We start from the raw sequence: 10,764 nt of genomic DNA, 5'->3' as shown, positions 1-10,764 counted from the left end.
GGCGAAGTCGAGCTGCCCCATCCGCTTCCGAAGGATGAAGAGCAGGATCGCGAGCCGCAGCGTCGACATGATCGACTGCATGAGGGCCAGGCCCACGACGATCAGCTCGAACGGGCCAATCGCGGCGAGTGCCATGCCGAAGATGTGCAGGGGAACCGTGAAGAGGAAGACGAAGAACACCGTCTTCGTGTCTTCGAGAGCGTAGAACGCGCGCTGCACGAGGAACAGGCCGCTGAAGGGGATGAGGCCGACGAGGAAGGCAATGAGCGTCATCGCGATGGAGTTGATGCCGGCGTCGGTGGAAGCGAAGATCCTCGCGAACGGCACGGAGACGATCGCCAGCCCGAACCCGGAGAAGACGAGGAACATGCCGATGAGGCGCGAACCCTCGGAGAGGTCGCGGATGAAGTCCTTCGGCCGCCCGTCGCTGATCGCGGCGCTCATGCGGGTGAAGAAGGCGGTGGCAATGGAGACGGCGATGACGGCGTGCGGGAGCGCAAAGATGAGGAACGCGTTCTGCATGGCCGCGATTGACGCCGCACGCCCGAACGCGAGGTTGGCGACGATCGTCTCGACGAGCCCGGCGAGCTGCATGATGATCAGCATGCCGAGCGTCCAGCCGGCGAGCTTGCCGACCTGACCGAGGCCGGTGCCGCGGAACTGGAAGTCGAGGCCGAAGCGGAGGCCCGCGCGACGCCAGAAGAACAGGAGCACGATGGTCTGCATTGCGACACCGATTGTCGCGGTGCCGCCGAGCATTGCGATCATCGTCGGATCCCAGTCGGAGATCATTCGGTCCTGGCCCGTCGGGTCCGCACCGAAGACCGTGCTGAAGAGCAGGAGCCCGGCGATGCCGACTACGTTGTTGATGACGGGCGCCCACGCGAACGGCCCGAACAGCCCGCGGGCGTTGAGGATCTCGCCGAGCACGGCGTACATGCCGTAGAAGAAGATCTGCGGCATGCACCAGTAGGCGAATGCCACGAGGAGGCCGAGCTGCTCGGAGCTGAGGCTGGCGCCGTACAGCGCGCCGATGATGGGTGCGCCGACCGTTGCGAGGACGGTGAGCCCGCCGAGCAACACCATGGCGAGCGTGACGAGCCGGTTGACGTAGAGCTGCCCGCCGTCCTCGTGCCTCGCCGCCTTCACGACCTGGGGGACGATGACGGCGTTGAGGAGGCCGACCGAGATGATCGAGTAGATGTTGCTCGGCAGCTGGTTCGCGCCGGCGAACGCATCGGCGGAGACGCCGATGACGCCGATGGTCTGCGCGATGACGATGGCCTTCACGAAGCCCAGCACGCGCGACACCATGGTGCCCGATGCCAGGAGCGCGCTCGCCCGAGCGATGCCCTGAGCCATGCCTACTCCTTGGTGCTCTCGGTCGCGTCGACGGTGTCGGCGTCGCTCGCATCGCTGGTTGCCCCCGCGACCGCCGCGCGTCGGCGACGAATCGTTCGCACGAGGCCGGCGACGAAGAGCACGGCCAGTCCGATACTCGCGATGAGGATGGCGATGCTCTCCCACTCGGCGCGCACATCCAGTCGGATCTGCTTCGTCGAGGCGAGGGGCTCACCCTCAGGGGTCATGACGTTAACCTTGACGTAGGTGGCCCCGTTGGCGATCGCGGTGATGGGGATGCCGACGCGGGACATGGACTCCGGCTCGATCGACAGTGCCACCGCGTCACCGGTCTCGACGGCACCGGTCGTCGGGCGGACCTCGACGAGCACCGTGACTTTTCTGTTCTTGACCGCGTTCGAGACGAACAGCGGCAGTTCAGTGTCCCGGCCGACGATAAGCGCATCGCTGGTGTCGCCGAGCTGTACCGAGTTCTCGGTGAAGTCCACGTAGGAGCGGAGGCTGCTCGCAGCGTCCTGCGCGTCGCCGGGTGCGGTCGCCCAGCCCGTCGAGAGCGCACCGACGCCTGCGGTGCGCACCGGGTCGCTGTAGTCGAGTGGGTCATCGAAGATGGTCGAGATGACCTGGGCACGCTCGATCGTCTGCATGACGCTTGTCATCCGGTTGAACGCGACTTCACCGACTCCGCCGTCGATCAGCGAAGCCTCTCGGCGCTCCGAGTCGTCGTCACTAGGGAACGTCAACGGCGTCGTTGCGGCCCAGCTCAGCCCGTCCACGAACTGGAGGGTCTGCGCAAGGCGCTCGCCGTCAAACTCGTCCCGTGTGACGGTACCGACAAGCGTGCGGGGCTCGTACGGCAGCTCGCGCGTCACGACGGCGAGCAGCGTCGCGATGCGCGTCGCGGCTTCGTTCCATTCCTCGTCCGTCGCTGCGTGCACGGCGTCGTCGATCGCATCATCCAGGATCTTCTCGGCGATGACCGCGTTCCAGCCTGCGACGGTCGCCTGCGCGCTCTCAGTGAAGTCCGCATCGGCGCTCACGCCCGCGTTGGTGTCATCGAGGATGATGGACTCTCCGCCCCAGCCGCGGAACTTGTCGAGGTCGGTGGACTGCACAGTGCCCGCCTGGGGCCAGACGACGCCGCTCATCGAGTAGGGGAAGCTCACGAGGCTCTCGGTCGTGGGAACGGGAGGAGCGACGGGCTCTGGTTCCTCAGTGGGCGTCGCGGTGGGAGACTCCGCGTCCGTGGCTTCCGGAGTGATGGATGCGTCGACGCCGTTGCCGGCATCGCCATCCTCGGATGGCGTCGTTGTGCCAGTGTCTGCGCTCTCAGTCGGTGTTGGAGCCGGCGTGGCCGTCTCGGTCTCCTCCGGGTCGGCGAAGTTCGCCGGGTCGATGGCGAAGTCGAAGTTCGTGACCTCGAGCGGCTGCTGCGCGCCCCACTGTGACTGCAGCGTGAGGCTCGCATCGGCGAACGGCAGCTCGAACGTCTGGTTGTCGAGCGCCGTCAGCCGGTCGAGCCAGCTGAGCGCAGATGCGGGCGCCGCCGAGCCGAGCACGCGGATCGAGGCGAGGATGCGGGGGTCGATGGCGACTGTCGTGTTCGGGCTGGCCTCGACCGCGGTCAAGATCTCGTTCAGCCGCCCGCCTGGGGCGGTCTGCTCGGCGAGGTGCTGGCTATTGAGCAGCGGTTCGTCGGCGTCGACGAACAGGCCAGAAGTGATGGGGACAACAGTCGAGACGAGGGTCGGCTCTGCTGCAGCGACGCCGTTGAGGATGATGGTTGAACGGGCCTGGGCGAGCTTCGAGTCTTCGCTCGTGAGGGTCGCGGCCATAGCTCGCGGTCCGAAGTCGTCGGTCGCGGCGAACGGAAGTCCTTCTGCGGGAACGGAGACGTTGACGATGTCCGTCTCTCCGGGAGCGATGGTCTTGGTGGCCAGGCTCGCGACGACGTCCAGGCGCTCGACCGCAGCCTCGTTGCTCGAGGAGCTCCACGCATCCAGCGCGAATCTCGTATCGATCGTGGAGGCCCCGACAGCCAACTCGAGCTGGGCAGGAGCGAGATCCGCTTCGGTCTTGTTCACGACAACGAGCTCAACAACAAGCGGTCCGCCCGGCTGCACGAGCCCGCCGTCGGCAGGCGCGGCATAGATCGACACCTGCCCGTCGGGAGCATCGGCGATCGCGCGCGGCTCGGCCGCTTGGGCAACGATCGTGGTCGGGCTCGGCTGGCTCGTGGGTGCTGCTGACGCGCCACCGGCGACCCCGAGTGCCAACAGCGACGCCAGGAGCGTCGCAGGGACAACCCGGCGTGCAAAGGCACGCAGGAACCGTGGCACAGCTGCGCGCGGTGCGTGGTCCATGACCTCCATAGTAAGTACGGACGGGGAGGTCGGGAGCTGTACGCGCCCGGGGCGGCTCGGCGAGCATCCCCCTCGGCTCGTAGAATGAGCGGATGCAAAACGTGCAGTCCGCCATGGAACGCCTTCGCGGACTCGCGACCGCTTCGCCTGTCGCCGAGCTCGCCGCCGCCTTCGAGGAGGCTGGGTTTGAGCTTGCGCTCGTGGGAGGCCCCGTTCGAGACGCCTTCCTCGGCCGGGACGTCACCGACCTCGACTTCACGACGAATGCGCGCCCTGATGAGATCCTCCGCATCGTCACCCCGATCGCGGATGCGCACTGGGACATCGGCCGCGAGTTCGGCACGATCGGGGCCAGGTTCTCTGGCGAGACCGTCGAGATCACGACGTACAGGGCCGACAGCTACGACGGAACTTCCCGGAAGCCCGTCGTCGCGTTCGGCGACACTATCGAGGGCGACCTGCACCGCCGCGACTTTACAGTCAACGCGCTTGCCCTGCAGCTGCCTGGGCTGACCCTCGTTGACCCGTCGGACGGCACGAAGGACCTCATCGACGCGACGCTCCGCACGCCCATCGAGGCGGCAGTCTCCTTCGGTGATGACCCGCTGCGCATGCTCAGGGCCGTCCGCTTCACGTCGCAGCTCGGCTTCCAGCTTGACGTGGCTTCGTTCGACGCCATCGTTGAGTTGAGGCGGCGCATCCTCGACATCTCCGCCGAGCGGGTTCGCGACGAGCTCGTGAAGCTCCTCAAGACCGACAAGCCTCGCGCGGGCCTCGAACTGTTCGTCGAGACGGGACTCGCCGAGCTCGTGCTCCCCGAACTTCCCGCGCTGCAGCTGGAGCGTGACGATGCGCATCGCCACAAGGACGTCTACGAGCACTCCATCACGGTGCTCGAGCAGGCGATCAGCCTCGAGCGCGAGCGCAACCCAGGCGCGGAATCCGACCTCGTGCTGCGCCTTGCCGCGCTCCTGCACGACATCGGCAAGCCGAAGACGCGCCGCTTCGGGGAGAACAAGAAGGTCACCTTCTACAACCACGACGTCGTCGGTGCGAAGCTCGCACGCAAGCGCCTCACCTCGCTGCGCTTCGACAACGACACCATCAAGTCGGTTTCGCGTCTCGTCGAGCTCCACATGCGCGTCTTCAACTACGAGGGCGCCGGCTGGACGGACTCTGCAGTGCGCCGCTTCGCGCGGGATGCGGGTCCGGAACTGCAGCGACTCCTCATCCTGATCCGCGCTGACATCACAACCCGCAACCAGAGGAAGTCAGACCGTCTCCTCTTCGCGATCGACGACCTCGAGCGGCGCATCCTGGAACTGCAGGAGAAGGAAGAGCTCGACTCCGTGCGCCCGAGTCTCGACGGGGAGCAGATCATGGCGCTCCTCCAGATCGCCCCAGGCCCGCTCGTCGGTAAGGCCTACAAGCACATGCTCGAAGTGCGCCTCGATGAGGGACCGCTCGGGCACGACGACGCGAAGCAACGACTCCTCGAGTGGTGGGAAGCGAACCGCTCGTAAGTTCTCGAGCAACCCGCAGACTCCAGCCTGCACACCGAAGTCTTCGGACCTCGGACCGCAGAACGGCCCCGTCCAGAGACGGGGCCGTTCGTGTCAGTGCGGACCGGAGCTACTCGGTCAGGTAGTCGGCGAGGCTGTAGCCGGAGCAGGAGACGTAGCTCGAGCTCGTCGCTTCCTCGACAACTGCACCGTTGACCGTCAGCGTGCAGGTGAGCTGCGACGTGTCCGAGTAGTCGCTCGTCGTCGCGTAGACCGACGCGGATGAGCTGTCGTAGCCGTACTCGGCCTTGTACTTCATCGTGACCGACTCCGACCACGGCACTGCGCTTGCAAGTGCCTCGGTGTCGACCTGCTGGCGGTCGGCGCCCGTGAGCGCGTTGTCGTAGCTGTAGGTGATGTCGACTGGCGTCGTCGATGTGCTCGTCACGGTGAGCTCGACCTCGATCTCGCCTTCAGCTGGGAAGCCGTTGTCGAGGGTCGAGTACTCGTCGTCGAGGAGGGTCTCGTAGTCGTCGACCTCAGGGATCTGGCTCGCGACCGCAGCGACGGTCGTCGCGGTGGTGATGAACGGTCCCACGATGAGTCCGAGGCCACCGAGCACAAGCCCGATGATGGCCAGGAGCTTCTTCGCATTGAAGCGCTTGACGACAAGCCCGGCGATACCGAGGCCGATGGCTGCCAGCGCGAGCAGGATGCCGAAGTAGCCGAAGAACGGGATGAAGGAGATCGCGATGCTCAATGCGCCGGCGATGAGCGCGATGAGCCCGAGCGTGTTCATGCCGCCCTGGCCCTGCGGCGCGTAGTTGCCGTACTGCTGCTGGCCGCCGCCGGCACCGCCAGCGACGCCGTAGGCAGGCGCGGCACCGTAGCCGGGAGCTGCGTTCGGGTCCTGAGGTGCTGAGCCGTAGGCATTTGGTGCGGCTGCGCCGTAGGCGTTCGGGTCTGCGGGTGCCGAGCCGTACGCGTTCTGGTCAGGTGCGCCGTAGGCGTCAGGTGCAGGTGCGGAGCCGTACGAGGCCGGCTCGTTGCTGTTGCCGTATCCGCCAGCTGCCGAGTAGTCGGGCGTGCTGCCGTAGGCGGGCGCCGAGTAGTCGCTGCCGGATGCGGAAGGTGCCGTGTACGAGGTGTCTCCCGTGTACGAACCGGCGCTCGGCGCTGAGTAAGAGGAGTTGCTCGACGAGCCGTAGGCCGGAGTCGAGTAGCCCGAGTTCGAGGAGGAGGCGCTCGGCACGCTCGGCTCAGCCGAGCCAGAGTAAGAGGACTGGCCGCTCTGGTAGCCGGATGCGGAACCCGGGCCCTCGTACGAGCCACCTGGCGCCGTGTAGTTGCTCGGAGCCTGGTAGTTATCGCCGTTCGAGCCGTAGCTGCTGCCGACGCCATAGCCGCCCTGCTCGCCGCTGGCGGGCTGGTCGCCGAAGGACGCCTGCGGAGCCTGAGGTGCAGCAGGGTCGCCGTTCTGCGGTGCTGGGTTCTGTGGCACGGGGGCGTTCGGGTCGCGTTCGCCCGCGCCGCCTGTTGGATCGCTCATGATTCCCCTAGGTAGTGGTGCGGTTCAGCGGACCACGGGGGCCGCCGGTTGTGCTGGAACGAGCATATTCGCTTGCGCGAAGGGGAGTTCTTCCAATTGGCTGGCATTTAGGAGGCAGAAGCGACTATGCTGGCGAGGTTGTCTGTGCGATCAACTGCCCAGACACGCGCAATAACCCTCCTGCTGCAGATCGTCTGCAGCCGTTCTAGACCGAAGGAGGTGGGTTTATCGTGCATCAGTATGAGTTGATGGTGATCCTCGATCCAGAGATCGACGAGCGCACCGTAGCTCCGAGCCTCGATAAGTTCCTCAACGTCATTCGTAACGACGGTGGAACCATCGAGAAGACCGACATCTGGGGCCGTCGTCGCCTCGCCTACGAGATCAACAAGAAGAGCGAAGGCATCTACGCCGTCGTTGACTTCACGTCGACCTCGGCAACGGCGAACGAGCTCGACCGCCAGCTGAACCTGTCCGAAGCTGTCATGCGCACCAAGGTGCTCCGCGCAGAAGAGGCCATCGCTCGCGTTGCCTCCGAGGCGAAGCGCGACGAGGCTCGCAAGGCTGCCAAGGCCGCTGCTGCAGCGAAGCCTGCGGCGACCACCGAGGCTTAGTCATGGCCGGCGACACGATCATCACCGTGGTGGGCAACCTCACGGCTGACCCCGAACTCCGCTACACGCAGAACGGGCTCGCAGTCGCGAACTTCACCATCGCATCCACACCCCGCGTGTTCGACCGTCAGGCGAACGAGTGGAAGGACGGCGAGGCACTCTTCCTTCGGGCGAGCGTCTGGCGTGAATTCGCAGAGCATGTCGCCTCGAGCCTCTCCAAGGGCTCGCGAGTCATCGCGCAGGGTCGCCTGAAGCAGCGTTCCTACGAAACGAAGGAAGGCGAAAAGCGCACTTCCATCGAGCTCGAGATCGAAGAGATCGGACCTAGCCTCCGCTACGCCACGGCTCAGCTCACCCGTACGTCCTCCGGCGGCGCCGGCGGACAGCAGGGTGGCGGCCAGGGCGGCTTCGGCGGTGGCCAGCAGCGCTCCTTCGGTGGCGGCAACAGCGGCGGTAACGCCGGTGGACGCCAGTCCGCGCCCGCGGACGAGCCGTGGGGACAGCCTGCGGGCCAGCCTCGCGACAACGGCGCATCCGGCTGGGCGACGCCCGGCGCATCGAACGATTTTGACGAGCCCCCCTTCTAAAGGGTGCTCGCAAGCACACTCAACGAAAGAAGATCCCAATGGCTGGAAAGTCAAGCGGCGACCGCCGCAAGGGTGTACGCGGGAAGGGCGGCAAGCCCGCTGCTCCCGCGAAGCAGATCCGGGTCGGAGTCATCGACTACAAGGATGTCAACACCCTCCGCAAGTTCATCTCGGAGCGCGGAAAGATTCGCGCACGTCGCATCACCGGCGTCTCCGTCCAGGAGCAGCGCCTCATTGCACGTGCAGTCAAGAACGCACGTGAAATGGCGCTCCTGCCCTACGCCGGCTCTGGCCGCTAAGGAGTAGTCGACATGGCAAAGGTAATTCTTACGCACGAGGTCTCCGGCCTCGGTGCAGCCGGTGACGTCATCGAGGTCAAGAGCGGCTACGCCCGCAACTACCTCGTCCCCAAGGGCTACGCAGTCAGCTGGTCCCGTGGCAGCGAGAAGCAGGTCGAGCAGATCCGTTCCGCTCGCGCCGCACGCGAACTCGCAACCCTCGAAGAGGCGAAGGCGCTCAAGGACAAGATCGAGTCCGCCCTCGTCAAGCTTCAGGTGAAGTCCGGCGCTGAAGGCCGTCTCTTCGGTTCCGTTCGCGGCGCCGACGTTGCGACCGCTGTCGAAGCTGCTGGCCTCGGCCAGATCGACAAGCGCAAGGTCGAGTTCCCGAACCCGATCAAGTACACGGGTAACCACGAGGCGACTGTTCGCCTCCGTGACGACCTCGTTGCAACCGTCAAGCTCCAGGTCATCGCCCAGCGATAACCAGCAGCTGCCGTTCGGTAGCGACACCACAACGGCCCAGGACATCTCGATGTCCTGGGCCGTTGTCGTTGTAATGAAGAGCCACTCGCTACACCGTCAGGCGCGCCAGTGCCACACCTGGGCGTATATGCGTCGGAACGCTATAAGGTCAGCGGAGTCCAGCATCCGGCCAGAACTTCCCCCTGATTGATTCCAGAACATGCCGCACCAAACTCACCGAACCGTGATCGCGCGCGAGCCGCGCCGCTTTCCGGCGACAGTGAGCCCGACGTTCCTCGGCCTGATCGGCTCGCTGTGCATCCTTGTCGGCTCGTTCGGTGCCGGTTGGATCGGCGACGGCCTCGGCTTGCGGGAGTGGTTTCCCATCGCGTTCTTCCGGAGTTCGCCCGACCTGACGCGCCTCTGCACGATGCTGCTCATCGTGGGCGGATTCCTCCTGGTCATCGCGTGGTTGCGCTTCAGACCCAGCATTCGCGACGACGACGCCTCGTTGCGGCGTGTGATCAGGACCTCCGTGATCTGGGCTCTTCCCCTGCTCATCTGCGTGCCAGTCTTCAGCCGGGACATGTTCTCGTATGTCGCGGTGGGCCGCCTCATGGCGGCCGGCATCGACCCGTACCAACACGGCGTCAACGAGATTGCAGGCTGGTACTCGCTCGGAGTCGACCCCTTCTGGTCGAGCACCGAATCGCCCTACGGCCCGCTCTTCATCGCGGTCGCCGCCGTCTTCTCCTGGCTCGGTGCCGAGATCCCCGAGTACGCGCTCTTCCTGAACCGGCTGGCCGCGACCGCGGGAGCCGTGCTCATGGTCGTCGCCTTCCTCAAGATCGCCGCCCTCCGCGGCCGCAATCGCGCCTTCGTCGCCTGGATGATCGCGGCGAACCCCCTCACGCTCCTCCTGTTCATCGCCTCAGGGCACAACGACGGGCTCATGCTCGCCGGTATGGGGTTCGGGCTTCTGGCGGCTCTCAAGGGCCGCCGCATCCTGGCAGTCGTCTTGATCGCGCTTGCGATCGCCATCAAGCCGATCGCGCTCATCGCCCTGCCCATCGTGGCGCTTGTCGGCCGCCCGAGCACGCTTCCTCTGTGGGACAGGGTGAAGAGCTGGGCGCTGCACGGCGCGATCGCCATCGGCCTGGTCGGGGCTCTCGGTCTTGTGCTCGGCCTCGGCTTCGGGTGGGTGACAGCGCTCACGGTTCCGGGGGCGATCCAGCACTGGTACTCGCCGCTCACGCTCATGGTCGGTACGGTTCGCGGTCTTGCCGAGCTTGTCTCGCTTGACCCGTTTGTGTTCGAGATCATTCTCAAAGTGATCGCCTTCTCGCTGGCGGGCCTCGTCGCGTCGTGGGTTGTCATCACCAAGCGACCTATCGACCCCGTGCTTCGCCTGGTGCTGTGCACCGCGGTCATCGTGGCCGCTTCCACGGCAATCCACCCCTGGTACGTGATGTGGATCCTCCCTTTCGCGGCCGTCGCGGGGCCGTGGCGGAAGGGGCAGGAGGACCTGGCGGTGCTTGCGACGGTCTTCTTCACGACGGTGACGTTGGCCGAGCCAACCGACTCGTTCTTCGAGGGGCCGTACACGAGGCTCGTCGTAGCGCTCATCACGGTCTTGTTCGCGCTGTCGGTACTCGTGTGGTGGTGGCGCTCGAGGAACGTCTCAGGGCGCGCACTGCTTGTCGCGGTCCCATACGGCCAGGTACTGGTCGACAGCCTGGCTGCGAGGCGCAAGCGCAGGCAACGGCTGCGGGCTGATACGTCACGCTGACCACACCGTTGCGGCGGCGGTCTGTGGAAAACGCCCGGATATCTCCGGTTTGCGCGGGGTCTGTGCTGGATGTTATGCACAGAGCCGCCCTGCACTCTCAACCTTCAATGGATGCTTCACACCTGTTATGCACAGCACCTGTGGAAGAGTAAATACCAGGTCAAACGTGCTTTGCGGGTAAATACCAACCAATTGGTAGCCACGTTTTCCACACAGTTTCCACAAGTGCCACGGCGCGTCTCCACAGTTTCACAC

The 10,764-nt window shown here is 65.6% G+C and carries 9 protein-coding genes; 6 read left to right on the top strand and 3 right to left on the bottom strand.

Annotated elements, in window-relative coordinates; all coding sequences use genetic code 11:
• Both murJ and FHX72_RS17300 read right to left on the bottom strand, forming a co-directional pair.
• Nucleotides 1-1,362: murein biosynthesis integral membrane protein MurJ (murJ, locus tag FHX72_RS17305; RefSeq protein ID WP_183626729.1), on the bottom strand; the 1,362-nt coding region annotated here is incomplete at its 3' end.
• 2 nt (nt 1,363-1,364) lie between these two features.
• Nucleotides 1,365-3,725, bottom strand: coding sequence for a DUF6049 family protein (locus tag FHX72_RS17300; protein ID WP_183626727.1), 2,361 nt, complete (start codon nt 3,723-3,725; stop codon nt 1,365-1,367).
• Nucleotides 3,726-3,817: 92 nt separating this feature from the next.
• Here FHX72_RS17300 and FHX72_RS17295 point away from each other — a divergent pair, with 92 nt between their 5' ends.
• The gene (locus tag FHX72_RS17295) at nt 3,818-5,248 is read left to right on the top strand and encodes a CCA tRNA nucleotidyltransferase (protein ID WP_183626725.1); all 1,431 of its coding nucleotides are present in this window, start codon (nt 3,818-3,820) and stop codon (nt 5,246-5,248) included.
• Nucleotides 5,249-5,357: 109 nt separating this feature from the next.
• Here FHX72_RS17295 and FHX72_RS17290 read toward each other — a convergent pair whose 3' ends face one another.
• Nucleotides 5,358-6,776, bottom strand: coding sequence for a hypothetical protein (locus FHX72_RS17290; RefSeq protein ID WP_183626723.1), 1,419 nt, complete (start codon nt 6,774-6,776; stop codon nt 5,358-5,360).
• A gap of 227 nt (nt 6,777-7,003) precedes the next feature.
• Here FHX72_RS17290 and rpsF point away from each other — a divergent pair, with 227 nt between their 5' ends.
• The 5 genes from rpsF (at nt 7,004) to mptB (ending at nt 10,509) form a co-directional block, all read left to right on the top strand.
• Nucleotides 7,004-7,390 carry a 30S ribosomal protein S6 gene (gene rpsF / locus FHX72_RS17285; RefSeq protein WP_068482217.1) on the top strand — a complete coding sequence of 129 codons (387 nt, stop codon included), beginning with the start codon at nt 7,004-7,006 and terminating at the stop codon, nt 7,388-7,390.
• A gap of 2 nt (nt 7,391-7,392) precedes the next feature.
• The gene (locus FHX72_RS17280; protein WP_068482214.1) at nt 7,393-7,977 is read left to right on the top strand and encodes a single-stranded DNA-binding protein; all 585 of its coding nucleotides are present in this window, start codon (nt 7,393-7,395) and stop codon (nt 7,975-7,977) included.
• Nucleotides 7,978-8,015: 38 nt separating this feature from the next.
• Complete coding sequence (gene rpsR / locus FHX72_RS17275) at nt 8,016-8,276, top strand: 30S ribosomal protein S18 (RefSeq protein ID WP_068482210.1); 261 nt, start codon at nt 8,016-8,018, stop codon at nt 8,274-8,276.
• A 12-nt stretch (nt 8,277-8,288) separates the two neighbouring features.
• Nucleotides 8,289-8,741, top strand: coding sequence for a 50S ribosomal protein L9 (rplI, locus tag FHX72_RS17270; protein ID WP_183626719.1), 453 nt, complete (start codon nt 8,289-8,291; stop codon nt 8,739-8,741).
• A 199-nt stretch (nt 8,742-8,940) separates the two neighbouring features.
• A complete protein-coding gene (gene mptB, locus FHX72_RS17265) occupies nt 8,941-10,509 on the top strand; it encodes a polyprenol phosphomannose-dependent alpha 1,6 mannosyltransferase MptB (protein ID WP_221187041.1) in 1,569 nt (522 codons plus the stop codon).
• Nucleotides 10,510-10,764: the final 255 nt, after the last annotated feature.

Origin of the sequence: Pseudoclavibacter helvolus (assembly GCF_014191305.1) — a bacterium.
Lineage (GTDB): Bacteria > Actinomycetota > Actinomycetes > Actinomycetales > Microbacteriaceae > Pseudoclavibacter > Pseudoclavibacter helvolus.
This window is presented reverse-complemented; position numbering and strand designations above follow the sequence as displayed.

Bases quoted from the DNA above. Each gene is read 5' to 3' on its own strand.
- FHX72_RS17300 (WP_183626727.1), bottom strand. From the start codon at position 3,725: ATGGACCACGCACCGCGCGCAGCTGTGCCACGGTTCCTGCGTGCCTTT.
- FHX72_RS17295 (WP_183626725.1), top strand. From the start codon at position 3,818: ATGCAAAACGTGCAGTCCGCCATGGAACGCCTTCGCGGACTCGCGACC.
- FHX72_RS17290 (WP_183626723.1), bottom strand. From the start codon at position 6,776: ATGAGCGATCCAACAGGCGGCGCGGGCGAACGCGACCCGAACGCCCCC.
- FHX72_RS17280 (WP_068482214.1), top strand. From the start codon at position 7,393: ATGGCCGGCGACACGATCATCACCGTGGTGGGCAACCTCACGGCTGAC.
- rpsR (WP_068482210.1), top strand. From the start codon at position 8,016: ATGGCTGGAAAGTCAAGCGGCGACCGCCGCAAGGGTGTACGCGGGAAG.
- rplI (WP_183626719.1), top strand. From the start codon at position 8,289: ATGGCAAAGGTAATTCTTACGCACGAGGTCTCCGGCCTCGGTGCAGCC.
- mptB (WP_221187041.1), top strand. From the start codon at position 8,941: ATGCCGCACCAAACTCACCGAACCGTGATCGCGCGCGAGCCGCGCCGC.